This window comes from Streptomyces sp. NBC_00448 (assembly GCF_036014115.1).
Taxonomy (GTDB): Bacteria; Actinomycetota; Actinomycetes; order Streptomycetales; family Streptomycetaceae; genus Actinacidiphila.
The window spans coordinates 5,336,705-5,361,099 of record NZ_CP107913.1 but is presented as its reverse complement, the minus strand read 5'-3'; the positions used below and the strand labels follow the sequence as shown (position 1 = coordinate 5,361,099).

20 protein-coding genes and 2 pseudogenes are annotated in these 24,395 nt (G+C 71.7%); 10 read left to right on the top strand and 12 right to left on the bottom strand.

Going from position 1 to position 24,395, the window contains the following annotated elements; all coding sequences use genetic code 11:
* Nucleotides 1-47: 47 nt before the first annotated feature.
* The gene (locus OG370_RS22940) at nt 48-890 is read right to left on the bottom strand and encodes a DUF4097 family beta strand repeat-containing protein (protein ID WP_328467211.1); all 843 of its coding nucleotides are present in this window, start codon (nt 888-890) and stop codon (nt 48-50) included.
* Nucleotides 891-1,006: 116 nt separating this feature from the next.
* On the bottom strand, nt 1,007-1,522 hold the full coding sequence (locus OG370_RS22935) for a toxin-antitoxin system HicB family antitoxin (protein ID WP_328467209.1): 516 nt from the start codon (nt 1,520-1,522) through the stop codon (nt 1,007-1,009).
* A 776-nt stretch (nt 1,523-2,298) separates the two neighbouring features.
* Between OG370_RS22935 and OG370_RS22930 the strand changes: the two genes are divergently transcribed.
* From OG370_RS22930 to OG370_RS22920, 3 genes are all read left to right on the top strand, one after another.
* Nucleotides 2,299-2,499 carry a hypothetical protein gene (locus OG370_RS22930; protein WP_328474906.1) on the top strand — a complete coding sequence of 67 codons (201 nt, stop codon included), beginning with the start codon at nt 2,299-2,301 and terminating at the stop codon, nt 2,497-2,499.
* Nucleotides 2,500-2,657: 158 nt separating this feature from the next.
* Nucleotides 2,658-5,531, top strand: coding sequence for a DUF6571 family protein (locus OG370_RS22925; protein WP_328467207.1), 2,874 nt, complete (start codon nt 2,658-2,660; stop codon nt 5,529-5,531).
* Between the two features lie 70 nt (nt 5,532-5,601).
* The gene (locus OG370_RS22920; protein WP_328467205.1) at nt 5,602-6,702 is read left to right on the top strand and encodes a hypothetical protein; all 1,101 of its coding nucleotides are present in this window, start codon (nt 5,602-5,604) and stop codon (nt 6,700-6,702) included.
* Between the two features lie 153 nt (nt 6,703-6,855).
* On the opposite strand, the gene OG370_RS22915 is transcribed toward OG370_RS22920, so the two are convergent.
* The 5 genes and pseudogenes from OG370_RS22915 to OG370_RS22895 all read right to left on the bottom strand — a co-directional run bounded on the left by OG370_RS22915 (nt 6,856) and on the right by OG370_RS22895 (nt 11,934).
* Nucleotides 6,856-7,464: a superoxide dismutase gene (locus OG370_RS22915; RefSeq protein ID WP_328467203.1), complete on the bottom strand. Its 609-nt coding sequence runs from the start codon at nt 7,462-7,464 to the stop codon at nt 6,856-6,858.
* A gap of 197 nt (nt 7,465-7,661) precedes the next feature.
* Nucleotides 7,662-7,841, bottom strand: coding sequence for a hypothetical protein (locus tag OG370_RS41535; protein WP_443060882.1), 180 nt, complete (start codon nt 7,839-7,841; stop codon nt 7,662-7,664).
* A 441-nt stretch (nt 7,842-8,282) separates the two neighbouring features.
* Nucleotides 8,283-9,014 (bottom strand): annotated as a pseudogene (locus OG370_RS22905) (PepSY-associated TM helix domain-containing protein); the annotation flags it as partial.
* Between the two features lie 379 nt (nt 9,015-9,393).
* The gene (locus tag OG370_RS22900) at nt 9,394-10,689 is read right to left on the bottom strand and encodes an amidohydrolase family protein (RefSeq protein ID WP_328467201.1); all 1,296 of its coding nucleotides are present in this window, start codon (nt 10,687-10,689) and stop codon (nt 9,394-9,396) included.
* 75 nt (nt 10,690-10,764) lie between these two features.
* Entirely contained in the window at nt 10,765-11,934 is a 1,170-nt protein-coding gene (locus OG370_RS22895) for a trans-sulfuration enzyme family protein (protein WP_328467199.1), read from the bottom strand.
* 154 nt (nt 11,935-12,088) lie between these two features.
* Between OG370_RS22895 and OG370_RS22890 the strand changes: the two genes are divergently transcribed.
* Nucleotides 12,089-12,526 carry an Lrp/AsnC family transcriptional regulator gene (locus OG370_RS22890; protein ID WP_328467197.1) on the top strand — a complete coding sequence of 146 codons (438 nt, stop codon included), beginning with the start codon at nt 12,089-12,091 and terminating at the stop codon, nt 12,524-12,526.
* A gap of 106 nt (nt 12,527-12,632) precedes the next feature.
* Here OG370_RS22890 and OG370_RS22885 read toward each other — a convergent pair whose 3' ends face one another.
* Both OG370_RS22885 and OG370_RS41530 read right to left on the bottom strand, forming a co-directional pair.
* On the bottom strand, nt 12,633-13,481 hold the full coding sequence (locus OG370_RS22885) for a PhzF family phenazine biosynthesis protein (RefSeq protein WP_328467195.1): 849 nt from the start codon (nt 13,479-13,481) through the stop codon (nt 12,633-12,635).
* A gap of 406 nt (nt 13,482-13,887) precedes the next feature.
* Nucleotides 13,888-14,085 (bottom strand): annotated as a pseudogene (locus tag OG370_RS41530) (aldo/keto reductase); the annotation flags it as partial.
* Between the two features lie 367 nt (nt 14,086-14,452).
* On the opposite strand from OG370_RS41530, the gene OG370_RS22875 reads away from it, so the two are divergent.
* The 5 genes from OG370_RS22875 to OG370_RS22855 all read left to right on the top strand — a co-directional run bounded on the left by OG370_RS22875 (nt 14,453) and on the right by OG370_RS22855 (nt 18,929).
* Entirely contained in the window at nt 14,453-16,144 is a 1,692-nt protein-coding gene (locus OG370_RS22875; RefSeq protein WP_443060881.1) for a chloride channel protein, read from the top strand.
* A gap of 81 nt (nt 16,145-16,225) precedes the next feature.
* Nucleotides 16,226-16,711, top strand: coding sequence for a MarR family winged helix-turn-helix transcriptional regulator (locus tag OG370_RS22870; RefSeq protein ID WP_328467191.1), 486 nt, complete (start codon nt 16,226-16,228; stop codon nt 16,709-16,711).
* Between the two features lie 112 nt (nt 16,712-16,823).
* Nucleotides 16,824-17,189: a hypothetical protein gene (locus OG370_RS22865; protein WP_328467189.1), complete on the top strand. Its 366-nt coding sequence runs from the start codon at nt 16,824-16,826 to the stop codon at nt 17,187-17,189.
* On the top strand, nt 17,176-17,634 hold the full coding sequence (locus OG370_RS22860) for a CBS domain-containing protein (protein ID WP_328467187.1): 459 nt from the start codon (nt 17,176-17,178) through the stop codon (nt 17,632-17,634). The genes OG370_RS22865 and OG370_RS22860 overlap by 14 nt, the downstream gene beginning before the upstream one ends.
* Nucleotides 17,631-18,929: an ArsB/NhaD family transporter gene (locus OG370_RS22855; RefSeq protein WP_328467185.1), complete on the top strand. Its 1,299-nt coding sequence runs from the start codon at nt 17,631-17,633 to the stop codon at nt 18,927-18,929. The genes OG370_RS22860 and OG370_RS22855 overlap by 4 nt, the downstream gene beginning before the upstream one ends.
* Nucleotides 18,930-18,987: 58 nt before the next feature.
* Here OG370_RS22855 and OG370_RS22850 read toward each other — a convergent pair whose 3' ends face one another.
* Nucleotides 18,988-19,608: a hypothetical protein gene (locus OG370_RS22850; RefSeq protein ID WP_328467183.1), complete on the bottom strand. Its 621-nt coding sequence runs from the start codon at nt 19,606-19,608 to the stop codon at nt 18,988-18,990.
* Between the two features lie 139 nt (nt 19,609-19,747).
* Between OG370_RS22850 and OG370_RS22845 the strand changes: the two genes are divergently transcribed.
* Entirely contained in the window at nt 19,748-20,170 is a 423-nt protein-coding gene (locus OG370_RS22845) for a DUF3592 domain-containing protein (protein ID WP_328467180.1), read from the top strand.
* A gap of 270 nt (nt 20,171-20,440) precedes the next feature.
* On the opposite strand, the gene OG370_RS22840 is transcribed toward OG370_RS22845, so the two are convergent.
* Both OG370_RS22840 and pepN read right to left on the bottom strand, forming a co-directional pair.
* Entirely contained in the window at nt 20,441-21,502 is a 1,062-nt protein-coding gene (locus tag OG370_RS22840) for a hypothetical protein (RefSeq protein WP_328467178.1), read from the bottom strand.
* 132 nt (nt 21,503-21,634) lie between these two features.
* Nucleotides 21,635-24,223, bottom strand: coding sequence for an aminopeptidase N (gene pepN / locus OG370_RS22835; RefSeq protein ID WP_328467176.1), 2,589 nt, complete (start codon nt 24,221-24,223; stop codon nt 21,635-21,637).
* Nucleotides 24,224-24,395 lie beyond the last annotated feature (172 nt).

Here is a 24,395-nt window from a genome sequence, read left to right as displayed (position 1 = left end):
TCGCTCAGGGGTGGCGGGGCTGGTACGCAGGGTCGCGGGGCGGGCGCTCAGAGCCGGCTGCGGCGCACGTCGATGTTGCCCCACCGGGTCCGGGCGCGGACCTCGACGGTGTCCTCCGTCTCCTGCGGGACTCCGGCCTCGGCGAGTGCGTTGCGCACCTGCCCGTGCTCGGAGCTGACGTCGAGCCAGGCGGCGGTGCCCTCGCGGACGCCGACCTCGATGGCCCCGTACGACGTGTCCAACTGGACGGTTCCGCGAGCGACTTCGGCGATACCCAAGGCTCCGTGGGCGGTGGTGGCGGTGACCGAGCCCTCGGCGCGCACGATGTCGATGTTGCCGTGCGCACCGCTCACCCGCAGGTCGCCGATCGCGGCGCCTACGGTCGTGGCGCCGTGCGAGTTCTTCAGGACGGCCGGGCCGTCGATGGTGCCGACGCGCAGGCTGCCGAAGCTGGCGGTGATCTCGGCCGTGCCCTCGATCCGGTCGATGGTGACCGCGCCGTACGAGGCGGTCAACTGGATGGGCCCGGTCGTGTCGAAGCGGACGTCACCGCCCGAGGTCTTCACCCGGACCTCGCCGAACCGGCCCTCGCCGAGCACCCGGGTCCAGGAGCCGGTCACCTCCACGCCCGAGCCGGTGGGCAGGTCGACCATCACGTCGACGGAGCCGGTGGGCCCGACGAGATAGCGCTGCTTCGTCCTGACGGTCAGGACGCCGCTCGCGTACGTGACTTCGGTCTGCTCGGCGGCCCGCACGTCCCGGTCCCGCTTCGGGTCGCGCGGCCGTACCTCGACGACCGTGTCGGTGCGGTCGGCCGCGGTGAACTGGATGGAACCGGCGCCCACGTGGGCGATGACCGAGATCGGTTCGGGGGTGTCGAAAGAAGGCATGGCTGTACCGTCCTCGCGAGTCGTTTTGGCGTCCGCGCTGGTGGGCGCGGTAAGGGTGGGAGTGGGCGGGTGCGGGTGAGTGCGCGTGCGGGTGGTGCGCGTTGGCGTGGGCGCGGTCAGCGCACCCAGCCGGTGAAGCTCTGTCCGATGGTGCGGGTCTTCTCCGTCCTGCGCGGCTGCGTGCCACCGCCGACCGCGGCCGACACGGCCCGGACCAGCCACGCGTTGACCGACAGGCCCTCGCGGCTCGCGGCCTCCTCGGCACGCGCCTTGAGGTGCGCCGGCAGGCGCAGGTTCACGCGGGCGGTGCCGCCCTCGTCCCCGTCGTCGGGCGCCTGGCCCTTGAGCGGTTCCACGGGCGCGGCCGGCTCCGCGGGACCGCTGTCGGAGGGCGGCAGCGTCACCACGAAGTCCGGGTCGAGTCCGCGCAGCCGTACGTCGACGGAGCCCGGGGCGAGCTCGCGGGTGACCTCGTCCATCGCGGCGGAGAGCACGTTGAGCATGGCCAGCCGGGTCGCCGACTCCAGCGGAGCGGTGAGCCGCTCGGCCAACTCGCGGGCGTCCTCGCCGCCGGCCTCAGCGGCCACGGCAAGTTCGCGACGAAGGGCGTCGACATACGGGTTCAGATCCATGACGCCATCATGGCACCACATTGGCGCCACACGCAACCCCCTCACTGCGCCACGACGTCACCCTTCTCGAAACACCTCTCCCACCTGCAGAAATGCTCGGAGCCAGCCTGAGCCAGCGCGGCACCACCCGGCCCCCTACCGTCACGACGGCACACGAATGGCACCAGCTGGCACCATCTCGCACCACGTGACACCACACGACACCCCCACGACCGGCCACCCGCGCCCGTCCGCCTCGCAGCGGTCTGCCGGTACAGTGCCCTCGGCTGTCTGGGGGGCCTTATGCATGCCGCGCGTTCCGGGGACTTCGGACCTCTGATCTTCTACCTGGTCATGGTCGTCTTCTGTCTGGGGCTCGTCCTCGACGTCGGCCAGGTCAACTCCCGAATCGAGCGGGAGCTCAAGACGCGGCGTCTCGGTCGCCTCTACCGGAATGTCCCGACATGGATGTTCCGGCTGAGTCCCCTTGCGGGCCTTGCGATGATCACCGTGGTGATGGTGCTGATCCATGATCCAGGGCGGGGATCGTGGGCGGTTCGCCGGTGCCGTTGATCGGGTAGGTGGTGCCCGCGATGATCAGGCGCTGCCACGACCGCGGCTACCGGCTGCCGCCGGTGGTGTGGGAAAAGCTGAGGTGCGGCCGGAAGGGCTTAGGTGGTGCGTTCGCGTGGGCGGATCAGGATCGCGACGGTGATCGTGAGCGCCGCGCAGAGGGCGCTGACGCCCAGTTGGGTGAGGCGCCAGGACCAGGTGAGCGCGGACGGTTCCGCCGTGGCGTGGAGACGGTCGGCGCTGAGGCGGCCGTCCTGACCTCGTTCAGCATCGGCATGACAGGCCGCACGGCACCCGCCGTCACCCCGCACCTGTACGTGGCGGTGGTCGCCGCGGCCGGACTCCTCGCACTCGCCGCGACCGCGCTGCCCGGACGCGTGGCACTGAGGGTGCGGGCCGTGACGGTGGCGACGGCCCAGGAATGACGCGCGCGATCGGCTCGGCGGGGTCCGTCCCGACACGTGGGCCCGCGAACGTACAGGGAGCGTCAAGGATCTCGCGGCGAAGGGGCGCGCGGCGGGCGCGGGTGCGTTAATGGAAGCGGGGGCGCCGACCGGCGCCATGAAGTCCACGGGGGGACGCCATGGGGGAGTTCTCGGGTATCGACCCGACCGCGCTGAAGCAGATGATCTCGTCGTTCGACGGTGACCGGCAGCACCTGCGGGACCTGGTGTCGCGCTACATGGGGCAGTTCACGGCGAAGGGGCTCGACACCCAGGACCTGAGCAGTCTCCTGACGATCTGCGGCTGGCTGGACGACGAGTCGCCGAAGCTCAAACGGCGGGAGACCCTGGCCGCCGCGGCGGCCGCGGGCGACGGGCCGGACATGCACATGGTGCAGATCCCGGAGCCGGTCACCGAGTCGTCCGCACAGGCACAGGCGGACGGCAAGAAACTGGCCCAGCAGTTCAACGCCAACAACGGCGGCGACAGCAAGGCCGGCGACCAATACCACACGCTCGCCCAGGAGTTGCTGGCCCACCAGGACGACCCGGACTACTGCGCGGCCTTCTACGCCAACCTCACGCCGTCGGAGGCCACCGCACTGCCCACGCTGCTCGCCTCGACCCACAGCAGCACTGCCGGGAGCGACCTGACGGTCTTCAGCCACGCCCTCGGCACCGCGACCGACGCCGCGTACCCGGTGCCGGGCTTCGACAAGGTCGTCTCGTACTACACCTCGCCCCTGCCCAAGGGCTCCAACAGCGCGGCCTGGAACCGGGCCGCGATGCTCCAGTACGGCAACTTCTCCACGGACTTCCTGGTCAAGACCACCCGGGCGGCCGGGATGGACCAGTTCGCCAAGGACCCCAAGCAGAACTTCAGCAGCGACCCGTTCGACGCCGCCGATGTACTCGGGCTGCCGAAGGACATCGTGACGCTCGACCTCCAGGCGCTGTCCCCGAACGAGGCCGCCACCCAGCAGGTCTTCGCCGGCATGGGGCAGGACCCGGGCAAGACCGACCTGAACGGCAACCTCAAGTCCCTTGCCTCCTACGTCGGTTCGCAGCACGACCAGCAACTGACCGCCGCGTTCCAGACCACCCTCATGGCGGGCTCCGGCGACCACTCGACCCAGGGTCCCTACGGCTCGTACTACGCCCCGGTCCTGCACACCGGAACCGAGACCGACTTCGCCAACGCCGCGATGAGCGCGCTCAGCGGCAGCAACGCCAAGCAGAGCGACTACCAGGACTTCATCGCCACCACCTTCGAGATGTTCGGCACCCCCGCCGGCGCCACCCCGCAGCAGACCGGCACCCAGGCCGCGACACTGCTGAAGCTGACCCAGAGCGCCGACCCAAAGTGGGACGCCACCCGCACCGCGATCCACTCCGTCGCCGACCAGGCCGAAGCGGGCAAGAACGACACCGGCTTCATGCAGGGCTACTACGGCAACGGCGGCGCCGACCTCGAATCGAACCTGGCGCTCGAACTCCACGCCATGGACGGCACCCACGGCAGCACCGTCCTCAGCCCGGACTCCACCAAGATCCTCGGCGAGTTCGGCGACAACCTCGCGGCCGCGACCCAGCTCAGCAAGGCCGGCAACCTCCCCCAGTTCGACGCGAAGACCTTCACCTCCCCCCACGACATGTGGTCGGCGAGCATGCTCGTCAAGTACGGCCCCTCCGGCGACAAGTGGGAACCCACGTTCCTGACGAACATGGGCGACGCCGCCCTGCACTGGCGCGCCGACCAGAAGGACAACCTGCGCCCGAGCTACACCCCCGGGGACATGAGCATCGGTACGGTCGACAGCTGGATCGACCCGGACAAGGACCCCTGGTACAAGGAACTCGGCCTGCACGAGGACAACTTCACCAAGAGCATCAGCCAGCAGCAGGACATCGCGCGGGGTGTGTCCGCCAACGACCCAAGCCTCGCGGTGCTGTCCAAGCTCGGCGAGAACCAGCAGGCGTCCCGCGACCTGCTCTCCGGCGGTGACGGCAAGTTCGCCGCCGACCAGCTCGTCAACGCCAACTGGCAGACGCCCGGGATCAGCGACGACTCGACGTTCCCGTCCGAGGTCATCCTGCAGGCGACCAAGCGCGGCAGCGGCAACAAGGACATCGACACGGACGCGACGCAGGCCGCCGCGTACGTCTTCCAGGCCGGCGCGAGCCACTACAAGTCCGGCGGGCAGCAGTTGCCGCCGAAGCTGGGGGTCGCCCTCGCCGACGTCGCCGGAGCCTACGTGCCGGACTTCACGAGCGCGCAGACCCACATGGGCTCGGCGGGATTCGAGGTCGACCACGACGCGAGCGGTCGGCCGCAGATCAACGCCAACCCCACGGACCTGAACCTCTTCATGCACGAGTTCATGAACGGCAACCCCGCGGCCGCCGGCGACTTCCGGGCCGCCGTGCACGCCAACATGACGACCGAGAGCGCCCGTTACCAGGGCGACAGCTCCTCGAAGGACGCCAGCACGGTCCTCACCAACCTGGGCCGGCTCGACGGCAGCATCGACAACGTCATGAGCGACCTGAAGTACCAGCCGGCGGCGAAGGCCGACGCGCAGGCGCAGAACGACGCGATGTACGCGTGGATCGCGGGCGGCCTGATCGGTCCGCTCATCCCGGAGGAAGCGCCCGCGATCGTGGCCATGGCCAACGGTGGCGGCAGCGCCTGGCTCTCCTACCAGTTCTCCACCACCCACGCCGCCGACGTCACCAACGCGGCGCAGAAGGCCGACTTCCAGGAGGAGCAGTCCCTCCAGATACCGGCGGCCAACGGCCTCATCCACGCGGGCACGATCAACCCGCCGCCGTACGCCTGGTACCACGACGGGAACTTCGACATGACCAAGTTCAACGGGACCGAGTACGACCGGTGGTTCGACGGGCTGCCCACCTCCCAGCAGAACACCATCAACCAGCTCTCCAACTACGCGAAGGAGGGCCACTCGCAGACCACCTCCGAGCACACAGGGAACTCGAACAATGTCAACTGAGGGAGCTGAGCGGGTGGCCGGAACGGTCGCAGGCGGATCTGGGGCGGGCGGATCTGGCGCGGGTCGGCGGGTGCGGCCGGCGCGCGGACGCGGTACGTCCGCGGCCACCGTCGCCGTCTCGGTCGCGGTCGCCCTGGTCGGGCTGGTCGCGGTGGCCGGCTGCGGCGGCAAGGGGAAGCCGCACGCGCCGAAGCCGGGGCAGGCCGCGCTGCTCGGGACGTACGACAGCGGCACCACCGTCGGCCAGGTGCTGGGCGCCCTTCATCCGAACGGGGCGGCCACCGACGCCGCCGGCACCACCTATCTGCTCAACTCCCCGGCCCTGACCGGACTGAGCGCCACCGGCAAGGGGAAGACCTTCCCCACGACCGAGAGCCTCTTCGACGCGACCCCGCCGGAGGGCCTCGTGGCGATGCCGGACGGCTCGGTCGTGTTCGGGCACGGCGCCGAAGTGGTCCGGCTCGACCCGAAGAGCGGGAACACCTCGGTCCTGGCCGGCGACGCCGACCGGACACGTCCCTACAACACCTCCGCGCCCGCCACCGCGACGGCCGGCGACGTCCGCTTCACCAAAGCGGTCACCCCGGTCGGAGTGACCCGTGCGGGCGCCGTCGTGCTCGTCGACGACCGCGCGCTGTGGTCGCTGTCGTCCGGCCGGCTCACCCGCGTCGCACAGCAGCCGGTCGGCAACGGCAAGGACACCACCTTCCTCAACGTGGGCAACGCCGCGGCCCCCGACGGCACGACGTACCTGCGAGGGACGAAGAGCAGTTCCACCACCCTCGCCGACGTCCGCGTGGTCTCCCCCCAGGGCGGGACGACCGCGCTGACCCTGCCCGCATCCGTCCCCGGCGTCAACGGCCGCCCCGCTGACCTCACCACCACCTGGCTCGCCTCCGACGGCGCCGACGGCCTCTACGTCCACGCGGTACAACTCACCCACGGCAACGGCGACTACGTCCTCCACCTCCACGACGGCGCCGCCACCCTGCTGCTGTCCGCGAAGCCCTCCGCGAGCGCGGCGAAGAGCGGAACATGCGACGTCCACCACCCCGTCGACGCCACCCGCTTCCCCTGCGCCCTCCCCCGCACGCTGACCTACCACGCCGGCCAACTCACCCTCGCCGGCGAGAAGTCCTACGTCGTCCGCCTCCCGGCGACCCGGCCGTGAACCCCCGCACCCGGCCCGCCGCCACGGCTCTTGCCGGGCTGCTGCTCGCACTGGTCGCGTGCGGCGGGCCGTACCGGGTCAGGCCCGGCGGCTGCCGGGCCTGACCGGCGGACAGGTTCTGCCGGCGCGCCGCCCCCCGCGCGGCGCGGCCGTTCAGCTCGCGGTGGCGGCGGCGTAACGGGCGCTGACGTCGGTCCAGTTCACCAGGTCCCACAGCTTGGTGACGTAGTCCGGGCGGACGTTCTTGTACTGGAGGTAGTAGGCGTGCTCCCAGGCGTCGAAGACCAGCAGCGGGGTGGTGCCCTGGCCGACGTTGCCGTGGTGGTCGTAGACCTGCTCGATGATCAGCCGCTTGCCCAGCGGCTCCCAGCCGAGCACGCCCCAACCGGAGCCCTGCACGGACGCGGTGGCGGTGGTGAGCTGCTTCTTGAACGCCTCGAAACCACCGAGGTGCTCGTCGATCGCGGTGGCCAGCGCGCCGTCGGGGCGGTCCCCGCCGTCCGGCGAGAGGTTCTGCCAGAAGATGGAGTGCAGGACGTGCCCGGAGAGGTTGAACGCGAAGGTCTTCTCCAGCCCGACCAACCCGGTCGGGGTGATCGCGTCCTTGTCGCGGGCCTCGGCGATCTGCTCCAGCGTGTCGTTCGCGCCCTTGACGTAAGCGGCGTGGTGCTTTGCGTGGTGCAGCTCCAGGATCTCCCCGGTGATCGCCGGTGCGAGCGCGGAGTAGTCGTACGGCAGGTCCGGAAGAGCGTAGGTGCCCATCAGGCACGGCCCCTTTCCACGATGGTCGACAACATGCCACGACCCACCCTAGACCTCTATTGCGAAGAGCTTGCAACAGCTTCCCTGTTGCAGGAGCATGGTGTCGGGCGGGGCCCGCCCGACAGCTTCCGGAAGCCCGCTTCCTCGCTGGTCGTCTTTCACCCGGCACCCGCCGGCCGGCCGGCCCCGTCCACCCGTCACACCATGACGAGGAGCATCACCGCCATTCCCAGGGCCATCGCGCCGTGGCAGCCGGCGTCCACGGCCCCGCGGAGCGCGGCGGTCCCGGCGTGGCGCAGCCCGACGGCGGAAGGCGCGGGCAGCGCCGGGGCGAGGCGGGCGATGTCGAAGGCCCGCGCGAGCCACCACAGGCCCATGACCACGAAACGGCGACGACCAAGACCGCCGGGGCCAGCACCCGTCCCGGAATCCGGCGCCAGGCGCCCCGCGCGGGGGCGCGCCCCATCGCCGGGCGGCCGCGAGTGGGCCGGCGCGGCCGCCACATGCGGTAGCCGACCACGATCATGGTGATGAAGCTGATCGCGAGCAGCGCCAGCACGATCTGGTTGGCGAGGCCGAAGAGCAGGCCCATGTGGACGTCGACGCCCCAGCGGGTGAGCTTGGCGGTGACTTTGCCGGTGTGCGGGTCGACGGCCACGGAGTCCTGGCGTTCGGGCCGGTGACGGGTGTTCTCCTGTACGGTCCGCGCCGTGCCCGGGGTGCGGGGCGGGGTGACGTCGAGCACGCCGGTCAGGCCGGCGCGGGGCGGAGTCCACCACGGCGTCGACGCCGACGGCTCGGCGCTCCTTGCCCGGCGTCGATGCGGCGGCGGGCAGGGTGGTGGAGACGGACGGGCTGCCGCCCTTCAACTGGGCGCGGAGTTCACTGATGCTGGCTCCGGCGTGGTTCGACCAGGTCAGACCGGTCGCGGACAGCCCGAGCGGGCCCAGCGACACGCACAACCCCACCACGGCGTGCCACGACAGCGTCCTGCGGCGGCCGGCGCCGCTTTTCACCCGCGGCAGCACCGTCCCGCGCAGTCGCTCGCCCCTCCGGCGGCGCGCTCCGAGCCACAGCGCGAGCCCGCCGAGCACCTCCACCCACAGCCAACTGGCGGCAAGCTCGCTGTAGTTGCGGCCGAACGCGCCGAGGTGCAGGGTGCGGTGCAACGTGTCGAGCCACGCCCGCACCGGCAGCCACTGCCCGTAGGTGGTCAGGACGCCGCGCACCTCGCCGGTGTACGGGTCCACGAAGGCGGTCCTGCTGTACCCGTCGGGGACGCCGGGGGCGCGGAAGAGCACGCGGGTGGTGTCCGTGGGTCCTGCGGGCGGGCTGACCGACTGCGGGGTCCCGCCCGGAACGGCCGCTTCGCCGGCGGCGATCTGTCCGGCCAGCGGCACCACCTGCGCCGGGCTCCGCGCGGTCACGTGTAGGTCGTGCCGGTACACGATCTGCTCGATCTGCGGCGAGGCGGTGTAGATCATCCCGGTCGTCGCGACGACGAGCAGGAACGGGCCGATGAGCAGGCCGACGTAGAAGTGCAGCCGCATCAACAGGGGGCGAACCGCGGCCCACAGTGCCGGAGTCGCCGCGGGTTCGGACGAGCCGGCCGCCGGAGATGGCGGCGCGGAGTGGCCCGCCCGCGCCGTCCGTCGTCGTCTTCGTCCCGCTCTCCCGGGTCGAGAGCGGTGTCGCTCACTGCCCTGCCGTCTCCTGCCGACTGGTGCCGAGGTGAGACAGCCGAACGCGCCCACCTCTTCATACGTCGGACCGCGCGCGTGCCGAGTTCCGGGAGGGTCCGTGCCGATGGGCACCAGGTGCGCGCCGACGACGAAGTACGCGGCCCCGATGGGTTGTTCGAGGAGCGCGGTGCGTGCTCGTACCGTCCGCTCACCGCAGAGGGAAGCTTCGAGGAGACGACCGGTACGCTCAGCGGGCCGGCCGCGGACGCCAGGTGCCGTCGAGCCGTACGCCGGCGGCAGCGGCGATGCGGTCGCGGGACGCGATCAGCCGGCTCTTGAGCGTGGGCAGGTCGACGCCCAGCAGGGTTCCGTCGCGTTTGACCACACGGCCGGCGACGAGCACGGTGTCGACCAGTCCGGGGTGACCGGCGGAGACGATGGTGCCGGCCGGGTCGGTGACCGGGAACACGGTGATGTCGTCGGTGCGCAGCAGGATGATGTCGGCGTCCTTGCCGGGGGTGATGCTGCCCGTGCGGGCGTCGAGTCCGCACGAGGCCGCGGCGTCGATGGTGGTGAACTCCAGCAGGTCGCGGCAGTTGAGACCGCCGTCCAGGCCGCGCTGCACGGCGAAGGCGGTACGCATGGTGGAGAACATGTCGCCGCCGACCGACGGGACGTCGTCGACGGAAAGAGTCGGGCGCAGGCCGGCGGCAAGTGCCCGGCCGGTGAGGGGCTCGCCGAAGCCCATCTTCAGCTCGACGTCCGGGCTGATCGAGAGCGAGCTGCCCGCGTCGGCGAGCATCCGCAGTTCTTCGTCGCTGATGCCGTTGCCGTGCACGAACGTGGTGTGCTCGCGCAGCAGGCCGTGCTCGCGCAGGTCGGCGACGGGGCGCTGGGTGCCGTCGGAACCGGAGTGCAGGCTGGTGCGCAGACCGAGTTCCGCGGCCAGCTTCAGCTCCCGGGCGAGGGCGTCCATCCCTGTGTCCTCCGGTCCGCGCAGTCCCCAGGCCAGAGTGATCAGGCCGTCGCCGGGCAGGCCGGCGTGGACGCGGCGGATCGCGTCGTCCACGGAGTCGGCGGAGCCCCAGCCGGCGCCCAGGCAGAAGACGGACCGCGCCGGTACGTCACGCAGGGCGGCGATGGCGGCGTCCTCGTGCTCGGGACCCTGCGCGACGTGGTACCAGTCCAGCATCGTGGTCACGCCGGAGTGCAGAGCCTCCAGCCGGCCGAGCAGGGTGCCCAGGTACACGTCTTCAGGCTGGTAGTGCGGCTTGACGGTGCCGTGCATGGCCGCTGTCCACTCGGGGAACGTCCAGTTCGCGCCGGCGCCGCGGAACGCGGTCTGCCAGCCGTGGCGATGATTGTCGACGAAGCCGGGCATGACGATCCGGTCGCTCGCGTCGATCACCTCGGCGTCCGGCGCGTCGATCCGCTCGGCCACTTCGGAGATCCTTCCGTTCTCGATGAGCACGTCGCCTCGGTCGAGATCCCCGACAGCCGGGTCCATGCTGACGACGGTGCCGCCGGAGAGCAGGGTGTTCATGAGTGAGGTCCTTTGCTTCGGTGGTTCACGATCGCTTGCCGGAGGCGTGCTGAAGCGGCTGCGGTGCAGGGCCGCTCAGTCGTGGAGGGCGTCGGCCGCGGCGAGGGCGTCGGCGACGAGATCGGCGGTGTCCTCGGTGCCGGCAGCCAACCGCACCAGGCCCGCCGGGACGGTGTCGGTGATCTGGTCGTCGGTGAGCATTCCCGCCCACATGGAGGCCGGGTGCACGGCGAGGGATTCCACACCGCCGAGGCTGGCCGAGCGGCGGGGGTAGCGCAGTCGGGACAGGAAGGCGTCGGCCATCTCGTATCCGCCACTGAATTCGATGCTCAGTACTCCGCCGAATCCGTTCATCTGGTCGGCGGCCAGGTGGTGTTGTGGGTGGGTCGCCAGGCCGGGGTAGTGCACGCGTGTCACCGTCGGGTGGCTGCTCAGTGCCTCGGCGAGGGCGAGGCCGTTGTCGTTGTGCCGCGGAACGCGCAGCGGCAGGGTGCGTATGCCGCGCAGCAGCAGCCATGCGTCGATGGGGCCGAGGGTGGCGCCGGTGAGGAGGCTGGTGTCCCAGATCCGGTCCAGGATCTTCGCCGGTCCGGCCAGCACTCCGGCGGAGACGTCGGAGTGGCCGTTGAGGTACTTCGTCGCGCTGTGCCAGACCACGTCGATGCCGAAGTCCGCCGGGCGCTGGTTCAGCGGGGTGGCGAAGGTGTTGTCCGCCAGGGTCAGCGCACCGTGGGCGTGGGCCAGGTCGGCAACGGCGCGCAGGTCGGTGATCTGCAGCAGCGGGTTGCTCGGTGTCTCCACCAGGATCAGCCGGGTCCTGGAGGTGACGGCCTTCGCGAACTCGTCGGGGTCTGTCTGGTCGACCAGCGTGGTGGACACGCCCAGGCGCGGCAGCAGGTTCAGCAGGACCGAGGCCGTACCGCCGTAGGTGGACTTCTGCCCGATGACGTGGTCGCCGGAGGACACCAGGGCGAGCAGCGCCGTGGTGATCGCGGCCATGCCGGACGCGGTGACCATCGCGCCCTCGGTGCCCTCCAGTTCCGCGACGACGGCGGCGACCTGGGCGTGATTGGGATTGCCGAAGCGGGTGTAGAAGTCCTGGCCCCGCGGCTCCACGGCGCCGGCGGCGAACGTGGTCGCGTCCTCGGCCGAGAACGCCGCCGTCTGGTAGATGGGCGGCGCCACGGCGCGGCTGGGGTGGGTCTCACGGTCGGTGTGAACGGTGACGGTGCTCTTGCCCGGCATGGCTGGCCCTTCCGGAATTCGATGCTATGTCCGTATCCAGCATGGCCGCCTGCGACGCCGACGTGACCGGCTGCCAGCAATTTTGGCAAGAACTTGCGCGCACCTGCGGCACCTGTTTGTGCTACAGATGCCCCGCGAGCAATATTCTGCTGTCATGGATGAAGTGGACCGGACGATCCTGGCCGTACTCGAACGGGATGGCCGTATCAGCAACAACGAGCTCGCCGCCCGGGTCGGGCTGACGCCCTCGCCGTGCCTGCGCCGCGTACGGCAGATGGAGGAGAGCCGGGTCATCCGCGGCTACCGGGCGCTGATCGACCCCGCGGCGGTCGGCCGCGGGCTGCGCGTCTTCGCGGGGGTGCGGCTGATGCGGCACACCCGCGCGGACGTGGTCGCCTTCGAGGAACAGGTGATGGAGCTGCCGGAGGTGATCGCCTGCCACCACATCACCGGCAACTTCGACTACCTGCTGCAGGTGGAGGTCGCCGACCTGCCCGCCTACGAGGACTTCCACGCCAATCAGCTGGCCGCCCTGCCCGGCGTCGGGACGGTCAACAGTTTCGTCATCATGAAGACACTCGACACCGCGTGACCGCCCCGCCGCCCGCGTCGGCCCGTGGTCACGGTCGCCCGGCATGGTCACGGTCGCCTGGTGACCAGAGCTGGTGGGTGCCGCGCGGGCGCGGGCGGTCGGGCTGTCACGCGGTGATGGAGCCGCGGATGCACACGGTGGTGGCGCCGCTGACCCAGACGGTGCCGTCCGGATCGGCGGTGATCTCGATGCTCGCGGCCCGCCCCAGCCGAGTGCCCTGGGAGACCCGGTAGGTGGAGGGTGCGCCGCCGGTGGCGGTGAGCCACTGCCCGACACCGGCGTTCATGCTGCCGCAGGCGGGGTCCTCGGGAACGCCGGCCCCGGGGGCGAAGGTGCGCATCTCGAAGTGGTGCTCCGCTCCCTCGGGGTGGGCCCCGATCGCACCGACCATCGCGGTCGGGATGAGGGACAGGTCGGGCTCGAGGGCGAGGACGTCCTGGGCGGTGGCCAGCTGGACCACTGCCCAGCCGGGCCCGTTGTCCACCCACTGGTGGGCCAGCACCTGCCCCTGGGTGATGCCGAAGGCATCGACGATCCGGCCCAAATAGGCGTCGTCGAGTGCACCGTCGCGCACCCTGGGCGGGGCGGCGAAGGACAACGAGCCGTCCCCTCGGCGCACGGTGACCAGGCCCGCGCCGCACTCCTGCACGATCCGGTCGGCGTGCTGCGGTGTGCCGCCACCCTCCAGCCAGGCCCGCGCGGAACCCAGGGTGGGGTGCCCGGCGAACGGCAGCTCGCCTCCGGGCGTGTAGATCCTCAGCCGGTAGTCCGCCTCCGCGGCGGTGGGGGGCAGCACGAATGTGGTCTCGGACAGGTTCGTCCAACGCGCCAGGCGCCGCATCTCCTCATCTGTCAGGTCCGTGCCGTCCAGGACGACCGCGACCGGATTGCCGCCGTAGGGAAGCGTGGAGAACACATCGACCTGCATGAACGAACGGGTTCGCGACATGGTCATCGAGAGCCTTCCGTATCGGTGCCAGCGGATTCCGCCTCCATCCCAGCGTGCGCGTGGGGGACCGGTACAGGGCCACTCGCAAAGCAGTGGCCCCGCCGACCTTCGCGGTGGAAGGACGGACAGAAGCTCGAATACGACGGTGTGCGCCTCGACGTGGAGTTCCCGGCATTGACGTACGGAGCTTCCAGGGCGGCGGCTTCGTCGTCCGTCAGGTGGAGGTCGAGCGCCTCCGCGGCCTGTTGGAGGTGGTGGGGTCCGGTCGCTCCGACGACGGGGCGGAGACCAGCGGGTTGCGCAGCACCCAGGCGAGCGCGACCTGCGCCATGGACACACCGCGCGTCGCGGCCAGTTGCCGCACGGCGTCGATGACGGGCGTCGTGGGGCTGTCGAAGGCCCGGACGACGCGGACCTTGGTGGCCAGCACGATGTCCTCGCGCCGCGCGTACTCGCGGAGGGCACGGCCGGTGATCCAGAACGGTCCGGCTTTGTCCTCGGTCAGCGCCCAGGGGTGGGCACCGGGGACGGACGGGTCGCCGTAGCTCATACAGCCCAGCGCGAGCCGGCTGACCTTCAAGCCGGTCGTGCCGAGACGGACGTACTCCATGGCGTGGGCTCCTTGCGTGAACGAGTGGGCGGCCGAGCGACCGGCTACCGGCCTGCTGTCGCAGGAAACAGCAGGTCACGGGTGCGCGGAACGACCTGCTGACACCTGTACTGGCAGTACACCCCTCATGGCCCGGACGCGTGGTGGCCTCGAAGTCACGGACAACTCCGGCGAGGTCCGGGAGCTCCCCCAGGACTTTGCCTGATGCCACTATTGCACAGGGCAAGGGTTTGTATTGCATAATGCAAAGATGCCGAACCCCGTGGTACCCCCACCCGCAGCCTCGCTCCGCCCCTCCCCGGCGCCCCGCGTGCGTCGCGGAGTGGCTGCCCTGCTTCCGATGCTGCGCGAGGCGAAGAGCGGGCTGCTGGTGCTGGCGCTGGTCGTCGGCTGCGGGGCGGGGGTGGGGGCGATCGCCTTCCGCCGGCTGATCGAGACGTTCACCCGCGCGCTGTCCGGGCACGCGGACTACTCCGCCGCGGGCCACGTCGCCAACCCGCACGTGCCGTGGCTCGGGCACTGGTTCGTGCTGCTCGCCCCGGTCCTGGCCGGACTGATCCACGGCCCACTGGTGCAGCGCTACGCGAAGGAGGCCCGCGGCCACGGCGTGCCCGAGGTGATGTACGCCGTCGCGCGGCGCGGCGGGCGGATCGCCCCGCAGGTCGCGGTGGTGAAGTCGCTGGCGTCCGCGCTGTGCATCGGGGGCGGCGGCTCGGTCGGCCGGGAAGGCCCGATCGTGCAGATCGGCTCCGCCCTGGGCTCCACGCTCGGCCGCACCGTGCGGGTCGCGGAGGACCGGATGCGGGTGCTGGTGGCGTGCGGCGCGGCCGGCGGCATCGCGGCGACCTTCAACGCGCCGCTGGCCGGGGTGTTCTTCGCGATGGAGCTGATCCTGCGGGACTTCACCGCCGAGTCGTTCGGCATGGTCGTGCTCGCCTCGGTCACCGCGAGCGTCATCGGCCGGGCCGCGTTCGGCGACCACCCCTTCCTGCACCTGCCCGCGTTCACCGTCACCCACCTCTCCCAGTACCTCCTGTTCGCCGCGCTCGGCGTGCTGGCCGGCGCCGTCGGTGTCGGGTTCACCCGGGTCCTTTACTGGGTGGAGGACGCCTGCGACTGGGCCTGGCGCGGCCCGGAGTGGGCCCGCCCCGCGGTCGGCGGGCTGCTGCTCGGCGGCCTGCTGCTGGTCCTGCCCGAGATGTACGGCGTCGGCTACCCCGTCCTGGAGAGAGCCGTCGGCGGCCGGTACGCGATCGGGTTCCTGGTGGTCCTGCTGCTCGGCAAGATGCTCGCCACCAGCCTGACGATCGGCATCGGCGGCAGCGGCGGGGTCTTCGCGCCCTCGCTGTTCATGGGGGCCACACTCGGTGCCGCCTACGGTGCCGCCGCCCACCACCTGCTGCCGTCGGTCGCCGGACCGGTCGGCGCGTACGGCCTGATCGGGATGGGCGCCGCCTTCGCCGGCGCGGCCCGCGCCCCGATCACCGCCGTGGTCATCATGTTCGAACTCACCGGCGAGTACACGATCATCCTGCCGCTCATGACCGCGATCGTGCTGGCCACGCTCACCAGCCGCGCGATGTCCGCCGACACGATCTACACCCTCAAGCTGCGCCGCCGCGGCATCGACCTCGACCGCGCCCCGGGCGAAGCCGTCCTGGCCGGCATCACCGTCGCCACCGTCATGGAACCCGTCCCCGACCCGCTGGACGGCGCCACCCCGCTCGCCGAGGCGGCCGAGGCGCTGGCCCGCTCGCCGCACGGCGTCCTGCCGGTCACCGTGGACGGCACCTACCTCGGCACCGCGACCGCCCGCACCGCCGCCGAGACCCTCGCCGACGGAGCCCACGCCACCGCGACCGTCGGGACCATCGCCCACCTGCCCGCGCCCGTCACCGCCACCACCGACCTGTCCACCGCCCTCGACGCGCTCGTCACCGCCGAAGGCGCCGGCCTGCCCGTCCTCGACGACACCCGCGAACACCTCACCGGCTGGATCACCCACCAGGCGATCCTCCGCGCGCTGCGACACGCGTCCAGGACCGCCGCGTCCCCGTGACCCCTGCCCGAGGGCCCGGCCGCCACCGGATGTCGTGCCCGCGGCGGCGGGAGGCGGCCGCGGGCCTGTAGAAAGGTGTGCATGGTCGCTTCCCAGTCCGCTCCGGACAACGACGCCGAGGCCATGGTCGGCGCGCTGCTGACCGCCTCACGGCTGCTGGTCGCCGTCTCCGCGCGGTCGCTCGCGGCGGTGGAGGAGTCACTGACCCTGCCGCAGTTCCGGATGCTCGTGGCGCTGCACACCCGCGGCCCGCTGAGCCTGTCGGCGCTGGCCGCCGAGTTGGACGTGCAGCCGTCCACCGCGATGCGCATGATCGACCGGCTCGTGGCGGTGTCCATGGTCGAGCGCGGCACCGTACCGCACGACCGCCGCACCACCCTGATCTCGCTGACCGCCGCCGGGCGCCGCACCGTCACGGAGGCGACCGAGCGCCGCCGCAAGGAGATCGCCCGCATCGTCGAGGCCATGCCCGCCGTACGCCGCCGCGAACTGCTCAAGGCGCTGCACGCGTTCACCGAGGCCGGCTCGGAACCCTCCGTCAGCGCGGGGGCCGTTCCGGTCTGGTGAACCGCCCGAGGTCCGCCGCAGCCGCCTGAACGTCGTGTACGTTTGCTGCTGGTGTGCCGGGAAGTCTGGTCGGCGAATACGAGAGAACTCTCTTCGCTGATCGGGGTCTTCCATGGTGCTTGTCGTCGTCTTCTGGGCGGCGCTGCTGGTCGCGGCGCCGCGGTCGGGTGTTGTCCCCCGGTCGGTGCTGCCGGCCGCCCCGCTCTTCCTGGCCGGCGGCGCGCTCGTCGGTGCCGGCGGGCTCGGGCGCGTACGCATCCCGTCAGGCAGCCCGATCGTCGCGGCCACCGCCGATCTCGCCTCGTTCACCGCCCTGTTCACCGTGCTGTTCGCCGGTGGCCGGCACCTCTCCTTCCGCGCGAACCCGTGTCCGGCCGCGTTCGAGTCGCTCGGCAAGTCGCCCGGCGTCGCGCTCGGCGACGAACCAGGGCCGCCGCCCGCGGCCCGTATCCAGGAGGCAGGACATGCGCGCATCTGAACTCGCCCGGTCCTACCCGACCGTGACCCTCGGCAGCCCCGCGCTCGACGCGGCCCGGCTGCTGGCGGGCCGCGGCCTGCCCGGGGTGCTGGTGGTGGACGCGGACGGCGCCCCGTACGCGATCGTGCCGGCCTCGCGGTTCGTACGGCTCCTGGTGCCCTCGTACGTGGTCGAGGACCCGACCCTGGCCGCCGTCGTCGACGAGCAGCACGCGGACCGGCTCTGCGCCGCGCTGGCGGACCGGGCGGTCGCCGACATCCTGCCGAGGGAGCGGATGGCGGCGCCGGTGGTCGCCGGTGACGCCACCGTGCTGGAGGTGGCGGCGCTGATGGCCCGCGAACGCAGCCCGCTGGTCGCCGTCATGGCGAAGGAACCCGACGGCACCCGCCTGCTCGGCGTGATCACCGCCTCCCACCTGCTGGACCGACTGCTCGGAGTGGCATGAACGACTGGCACGGCTGGGCGGCGCTGGCCGTCTTCATCGGCACCTACGCCCTGATCATCAGCGAGCGAATACACCGCGTCGCCGCGGCGATGGGCGGCGCCGCACTGATGCTGCTGGTCGGGGCGACCGACGGCACCGCCGCCTTCTACTCCGAGCGCTCCGGCATCGACTGGAACGTCATCTTCCTGCTGATGGGCATGATGATGATCGTCGGAGTGCTCAAACGCACCGGCCTGTTCGAGTACCTCGCGATCTGGTCGGTGCAAAAGGCCCGGGCCCGGCCCTTCCGGGTGATGGTGATGCTCATCGCCATCACCGCGATCGCCTCGGCGCTGCTGGACAACGTCACCACCGTGCTGCTCGTCGCCCCCGTCACGCTGCTGATCTGCGAGCGTCTCGCGCTGCCGATCGCCCCTTTCCTGATCGTCGAGGTCTTCGCGTCGAACATCGGCGGCATCGCCACCCTCGTCGGCGACCCGCCGAACATCATCATCGGCAGCCGGGCCGGGCTGACCTTCAACGACTTCCTGGTGCACCTCGCGCCACTGGCCGTGGTGCTGGTGCTGGTGCTGATCGGCCTGGCCCGGCTCATGTTCCGCTCCGCCTTCGTCTACGACGCCGACCGCGCCGCCGAAGTGCTCGCGCTGGACGGGCGCGAGGCGATCCGCGACCCGCGGCTGCTCGTCCAGGGTCTGACGGTGCTGGGCCTGGTGATCGCCGGGTTCGTGCTGCACCCGCTGATCGGGTTCGAGCCGAGCATCGTGGCGCTGCTCGGCGCGGGTCTGCTGGTGGCGGTCTCCAGCGTGGAGACCGGCGAGGTGCTCGCCGAGGTGGAATGGCCGACGCTGGCGTTCTTCGCCGGGCTGTTCGTGATGATCGGCGGGCTGATCGAGACCGGGGTCGTCGCCCACGTCTCCGACGCCCTCGCCGGCGCCGTCGGCGACAAGGAGTTCGGCGGCTCCATGCTGATGCTCGGCGCCTCGGGCGTGCTGTCCGGCGTCATCGACAACATCCCCTACGTCGCGACCATGGCACCGGTCACCGCCGACCTCGTCCACCACCTCGGCGGCGGACGCGACCACGTGATGTGGTGGGCCCTTGCCGCCGGCGCCGACCTGGGCGGCAACGCCACCGCCATCGGCGCGTCCGCCAACGTCGTCGTCCTCGGCATCGCCGAACGCTCCGGACGCCCCATCTCCTTCTGGCAGTTCACCCGCTACGGGCTCGTCGTCACCGCCGCGACGGTCGGCACGTCAGCGGTCTACCTGTGGCTGCGCTACTTCGCGCTGGCCTAGGTGTATTGCCTGCGCGGGCCGCGTGTCGCGCGTGCCCGTCGCGACGCGCTCGTACGTTTCAGAGCATCCGCTCGGCCGTCGCCGCCCGTGCGCGCAGCGCGTCGGCCTCCTCGTGCCGGCCTCGGGCAGCCAAGATCCGCGCCCGGTACTCCATCGCGTACCCGTCGCCCAACTCCTCGGCGCGCACGATTGCCTGCACGGCCCGCTCCAGGTCCCCCCGGTCCCGGAAGAGCACGCCCAGCGCCGTGATCGGGAACGCCTCGTCCTGAGCGAGGATCACCGGCGCCCAGCGCTCGGCACCGGCCGCGTCGCCACGGTCGAGCGCCTGCTTGACCAGGCCCAGCATGGCGTCGGGATCGCCGAGTTCCGCGCTCCTCTCCCAGATCGCCCGCGCGCGGCCCGGGTCACCGGCCGTCGCGTGCAGCATCCCGAGGTTGTAGCCGGCCACCGCGTTCCCCGCCGTCCAGGACCGGCCCCACCAGTGCAGCGCGCCGGCCCGGTCGCCCTTCACGTGCAGGGCCGCCGCCAAGGTCCCCATCGCCACGTCGTCACCGCGCTCGGCCGCAGCCGTCAGCTCGGCCAGTTCCTCGTCCGACGGGAGCTCGGCCCTCCCCTCCGGCAACCGGACCGACACCAACTCCTCGTCCGGCGCCGACCGCCTACGGAACCACCAAGCCATCAGCAACCACCCCGGCATGCGAGCACGCGAACATCCGTCTCCGGCCATCCTGCCGGCGAAGCCGGCGTACCCGCCGGAAACCCGAAGTTCCGCTGCCTGTGGGTGGGGGCATACACGGAGCGACGGGAGGAGGGTCGCGATGGGGTGGGCGCTGCCGGCGACCTCGTGCCATACGGGAAACTGCACCGGCAAGCCGATCGACCCCGATCTTCCGTACGTCGTGCTCGCCTGCGTAGGGGTCGTGGTCGTGCTGTACGCGATCGGGCAGGTCGTGATCGCGATCAGGAGGAAGCAGGTACTCAAGCACGGGGTGCCGGCGCAGGCGGTGATCCGCGAGATCACGGCGCGGCGGGGTTCCGCCTACGCCGAAGACGTCAAGGCGGACGTGACGCTCGTCTTCAGCCCGGCCTCGGGAGAGGAGGTCGAGGGCTGGACCACCGCGAGGTTCCCGACCGCGGCTCTCCCCGAACCAGGGTGGACCGTTCCGGTCCGCTACTGGGCCAAGGAGCCCCAGCGTGTCGCCGTGGCCGGCGCGGCCGCCCCACCCGTGCGGCCGGATTGAGCGGACGGCGGGCCGTTCGCCCGGGGGCGTGCAGAAGGGATCGGCGAAGCCCCTGATCGGCTGGTCGGTCTGGTTGTTCAGCACGTGGGCGAGCGGAGGCAGTTGCTGGCAGGCGCTGGGAACCGCCTGGGCATCGCCTCCTCCACCCGAACCCCAGTCCTCACGAACGCCGTTGGGCCGTCGGCTGAACACGGCAGCTCCGGACCTGGTCCTCCGGCAGGGACTCCCGGATGTCACGAACAGTCCGGAGGGAGAGCGCCACGGCCGGGCTCACGCCGCGCTTGACGGGGTCGCGTCGACGGCGGTGGTCTGCTGGTCGATGGTGTAGACGGAGGTGCGGCCGGAAGGGGAGATGACTCCGAGCTGGGACTGCATGTCGTGCTCCACCACCTGGTCCATGGGCGCGGTGCCGTTCTTCACGAACGGTTGCAGGCTCGGGCCGAGGTTGACGGCGGAGCTGAGGTCCTTCGCCTGGACGGTCTCGTCGACGGCGCTGTCGCTGAGGACGAGGGCGCCGCCGTCCTTGGTGCGGAGGGCGAAGGTCGCGCCGGCCGGCGGGCGGGCGGCCTTGTAGTCGGCGTAGGCGTGGCCGTCCATGCTGTTGCCGCGGTCGGTGTAGACGGATATGGCGGCGTCGCGCTCCTTGGTCTTCGCCAGGTCGGACTTCTCGCCGCCGGTGGCGTAGAGGTCGGCGACCATGCCGGCCAGGTCCTTCGGCGCGTGGGTGCCGATCTTGGCCGCGGGGTCGACGACCGTCGCCAGGCCGTTCCCGTCGAGGGCGAGCGCCGGGACGGCCTTCTGCTCGGCCCCGGAGAAGCCGGCCGCGGCCACCGCGCGCCAACCACCGCTCAGGTGCTGGAAGACGAGGAAGCGAATGTACGTGGTCGCCGGCGTGCCCGCCTTGCCGGCCTTGAGCTCCGCGATCCTGGCCTTCATCACGAACCAGTTCGCCTTCGCGGAGGCCGGCGGTATGAAGAAGGAGCGCTGGACGTACACGAACGGCGCCAGGTTCGCCGCGACGTCCTTCTTGTCCAGCTTGGGCAGTTGCGTGAAGTACCCGTTGTCGGAGGCGAGCATCGCGCCGGCCTCGACCTTGGCCATCAGCGTCGGGCTGTGCTTGGCGTTGGCCTGGTTGTTGACGCTCTGGTAGGTGTCGACGACCTTGTCCGCCTCGCTCGCGGGGAGCAGCGGCTGCTCGGCGGCGGCTTTCGTCGCCGTCGAGTCGGAGGGCGAGGGGGAGCCGGATGAGGAGGAGCAGCCCGCGGCGAGGGCGAGCGAGGCGGCGGCGGCGAGCAGAGTGGTGGACGCGGTGCGTCGAGTGCGATGCGGCATGGCGGCGCTGATTCCCCGTGGAGTTGTCGGTTGTCCGCGCCGGCACCATCGCCGGCAACGGTGGTATCGGGCAACGGTATCGGCCGGACCGAACCGCCCGGGGTCGCTTGCTCTCCCAGGGGCCGCTTGCTGTCAGCGACGGTGCGCGAGGGCGCGGCGCAGGTCGTCGAGGCCGTCGGCGAGGTGGCGGCGCAGCGAGGGGGTCAGGTCGGCCCTGGCCAGGCACGCCTCCGCCGCGCGGATGGTGTCCGGGTGGGCCGCGCCCACGGGGAAGAGCCCGTGGCCGAGTGCGCGCGCGACCGCGCCACCACGCTGCCCGGCCGCCGGAATCTCCTCGAAGTACCGCAGTGCGTAACCCTGTTGGCCGCGTGGCGAGCCGGAACGCCAGAAGCCCTCCGCGGTCGCGGTGAGCAGGGGGCCGGCGAGCGCGTCGGGGGTGAAAAGCCGCTGCCAGGCCCGTTCCTTCGCGGCGTCGTCCGGGAGCGCGGCGCGGGCCCGGGCCGCGCCCAGTTCACCGGTGTCGCTGGGGTCGGCCGCCAACTCGGCGGCGATCCGCGCCTCGTCGGCCGCCCCGGTCGCGGCGAGCCGGGTCAGCGCGGCCCAGCGCAGGCTCGCGTCGAAGTCGACGCCGTCCGGCAGGTCGCGGCCGTCCAGCCAGCCGTCGAGCTCCGCTCGCCGGCCCTCCCCCGACGCCGTGTCGATCACACCGCGCAGGGCGGCGATCCGCAGTCCGCGTCCGGCGTCCGGGCGGGCGAGCACGGCACGTGCGGCGTCGCCGAGCAGGAGGAGCGCGGCGGGCCGTTCGTCCGGGTCGAGGTAGCGGGCGACGACATGGTCGCGGGCGAAGGCCAGCACCGCCCCGACGATGCTGTCCGAGCTCTCGGCCGGGAGGTGGGCGGCGACCAGGCGCAGGTAGTCGGCGGCGGGCAGTTCGGCGCCGCGGGTCAGGTCCCGGAGGTGCTCCCAGAGCACGGCGCGGCCCAACTCGTCCTCGATGGCGGACAGCGAGGCGGTCACGGTGGCCGAGGAGTGCTCGTCGAGCCGGACCCGCGCCCACGTCAGGTCGCCGTCGTTGGGCAGCAGCAGGGCGGCGCGCGGCGCACCGACCAGTTCGGGCAGCGGGGTACGGCCCCCGGGCGCGACCTCGGCGTCCAGCCGTCGGCGGGCCACGAGCACGGCACCGTCCCGCTCTCGTACCCCCTCCCGCCCGGCCCCGCCGTCCCCCTCGCGCCCGCCGGCCCACTCGTACACACCGATCCGCACCCGGTGCGGGCGGCTGCCGTCGTTGACCAGCACGGCGGAGGTGACGGCCCCGCCGGTTGCCTCGGCCCCGGCCTCGACCCCGGCCCCGGCCCCGACCCCGGCCTCGACCTCGACCTCGATCCGCAGCGTGTCGACGCCCGTGGTGCGCAGCCACCGGTCGGCCCAGCCCGGCACGTCCGGGCCGTCGGCGGACGTCAGTGCGGCGAGGAAGTCGGCCAGGCCGGCGTTGCCCCGGCGGTGCTCGGCGAAGTAGGCGTTGACCCCGGCGAAGAACGCCTTGTCACCGAGCCGGTACATCAGCTGGTGCAGCGCCGAGGCGCCCTTGGCGTACGAGATCCCGTCGAAGTTGGACAGCGCCTCGGCGGCGGAGTCCGCCCCGGTGGCGGCGACAGGGTGCGTGGTGGGGCGCTGGTCGGCGTCGTAGCCCCACCCCTTGTGGCCCGCGGCGAACAGCGCCCAGGCGCCGGTGTAGCGGGTGGCCTCGGCCGCGATCCGGTAGCCGAGCACCTCGGCGAAGGACTCGTTCAGCCAGATGCCGTCCCACCAGGCCAAGGTGACCAGGTTGCCGAACCACATGTGGGCCATCTCGTGGCAGACGACCACCGCCCGGTTCACGCGCTGCGCGTCGGTCGGCGCGGAGCGGAAGAGCATCGTGTCCTGGAAGGTGACGCAGCCCGGGCTCTCCATCGCCGCCCAGTTCAGCTCGGGCAGGAACACCTGGTCGTACCCGCCGAACGGGTAGCGCTCCTCGAAGAGTTCGTGCAGACGGTCGAACGACGCCCGGGTCAGCTCGAACAACTCCCCTGCCTCCCGGTCGAGTTCGGCGGCGAGCGAGCGACGGGCGTACAGGCCGAGCGGGATGCCGTCGTGCTCGGCGCGCACGGCGTGCAGCGGACCGGCGACCACGGTCGTCAGGTAGGTGGAGATCGCGCCGATCGGGTCGATCCGCCAACGGCCGTCGGGCAGGCGGCTGTCGGCGCCGTTGCCGATCACCGTCCAGCCCTCGGGCGCGGCGACGGTGAAGGAGAACGGCGCCTTCAGGTCCGGCTGGTCGAAGCAGGCGAAGACCTTCGGGGTGAGGTCGGGAGCGCACGCCGCGTACACGTAGACCTCGCCGTCGGCCGGGTCGGTGAAGCGGTGCAGGCCCTCGGCGGTACGCGAGTACGGCATGTCGGCCTCGACCAGCAACTCGTTCCCGGCGGCCAGCGCGGGCAGCGGCAGGCGGTTGCCGTCGAGGGTGCCGGGGTCGAGCGGGCGGCCGTTCAACTCGACGCGCAGCAAAGCCCCGGGCTCGATGTCCACGAAGGACGCCGCACCGGGCTCCGCGCACGCGAAGCGGATCACCACCGTGCTGCGGAAGCCCTCCTCGCCACGGGTGAAGTCCAAGGTGACGGAGTAGGAGAGGACGTCGAGCAGGTGCGCGCGCACCTCGGCTTCGTTGCGCAGAAGGGCTGGCATCCCCGCATGCTGCCGCAGCCCCCACGCGTCGGACAACCCGATAGATGCGCCCGCAGCGGCCGCGAACCAGCCTTCGACGAGGCGGCGGCCCCGGGAAAAGCCGACCTGATTGTCATGGCCACCCCCTAGAATCCGGCTGCCCGCACGACGGCTTCCCGCTGATCGTGACGCA

Excerpts from the sequence above, each read along its gene's own strand:
- OG370_RS22885 (WP_328467195.1), bottom strand. The coding sequence starts at position 13,481 with ATGACCATGTCGCGAACCCGTTCGTTCATGCAGGTCGATGTGTTCTCC.
- OG370_RS22845 (WP_328467180.1), top strand. The coding sequence starts at position 19,748 with ATGGGGTGGGCGCTGCCGGCGACCTCGTGCCATACGGGAAACTGCACC.
- OG370_RS22870 (WP_328467191.1), top strand. The coding sequence starts at position 16,226 with ATGGTCGCTTCCCAGTCCGCTCCGGACAACGACGCCGAGGCCATGGTC.
- OG370_RS22850 (WP_328467183.1), bottom strand. The coding sequence starts at position 19,608 with ATGGCTTGGTGGTTCCGTAGGCGGTCGGCGCCGGACGAGGAGTTGGTG.
- pepN (WP_328467176.1), bottom strand. The coding sequence starts at position 24,223 with ATGCCAGCCCTTCTGCGCAACGAAGCCGAGGTGCGCGCGCACCTGCTC.
- OG370_RS22940 (WP_328467211.1), bottom strand. The coding sequence starts at position 890 with ATGCCTTCTTTCGACACCCCCGAACCGATCTCGGTCATCGCCCACGTG.
- OG370_RS22925 (WP_328467207.1), top strand. The coding sequence starts at position 2,658 with ATGGGGGAGTTCTCGGGTATCGACCCGACCGCGCTGAAGCAGATGATC.
- OG370_RS22855 (WP_328467185.1), top strand. The coding sequence starts at position 17,631 with ATGAACGACTGGCACGGCTGGGCGGCGCTGGCCGTCTTCATCGGCACC.
- OG370_RS22840 (WP_328467178.1), bottom strand. The coding sequence starts at position 21,502 with ATGCCGCATCGCACTCGACGCACCGCGTCCACCACTCTGCTCGCCGCC.
- OG370_RS22860 (WP_328467187.1), top strand. The coding sequence starts at position 17,176 with ATGCGCGCATCTGAACTCGCCCGGTCCTACCCGACCGTGACCCTCGGC.
- OG370_RS22915 (WP_328467203.1), bottom strand. The coding sequence starts at position 7,464 with ATGGGCACCTACGCTCTTCCGGACCTGCCGTACGACTACTCCGCGCTC.
- OG370_RS22900 (WP_328467201.1), bottom strand. The coding sequence starts at position 10,689 with ATGAACACCCTGCTCTCCGGCGGCACCGTCGTCAGCATGGACCCGGCT.
- OG370_RS22865 (WP_328467189.1), top strand. The coding sequence starts at position 16,824 with ATGGTGCTTGTCGTCGTCTTCTGGGCGGCGCTGCTGGTCGCGGCGCCG.
- OG370_RS41535 (WP_443060882.1), bottom strand. The coding sequence starts at position 7,841 with ATGGGCCTGTGGTGGCTCGCGCGGGCCTTCGACATCGCCCGCCTCGCC.
- OG370_RS22890 (WP_328467197.1), top strand. The coding sequence starts at position 12,089 with ATGGATGAAGTGGACCGGACGATCCTGGCCGTACTCGAACGGGATGGC.
- OG370_RS22935 (WP_328467209.1), bottom strand. The coding sequence starts at position 1,522 with ATGGATCTGAACCCGTATGTCGACGCCCTTCGTCGCGAACTTGCCGTG.
- OG370_RS22895 (WP_328467199.1), bottom strand. The coding sequence starts at position 11,934 with ATGCCGGGCAAGAGCACCGTCACCGTTCACACCGACCGTGAGACCCAC.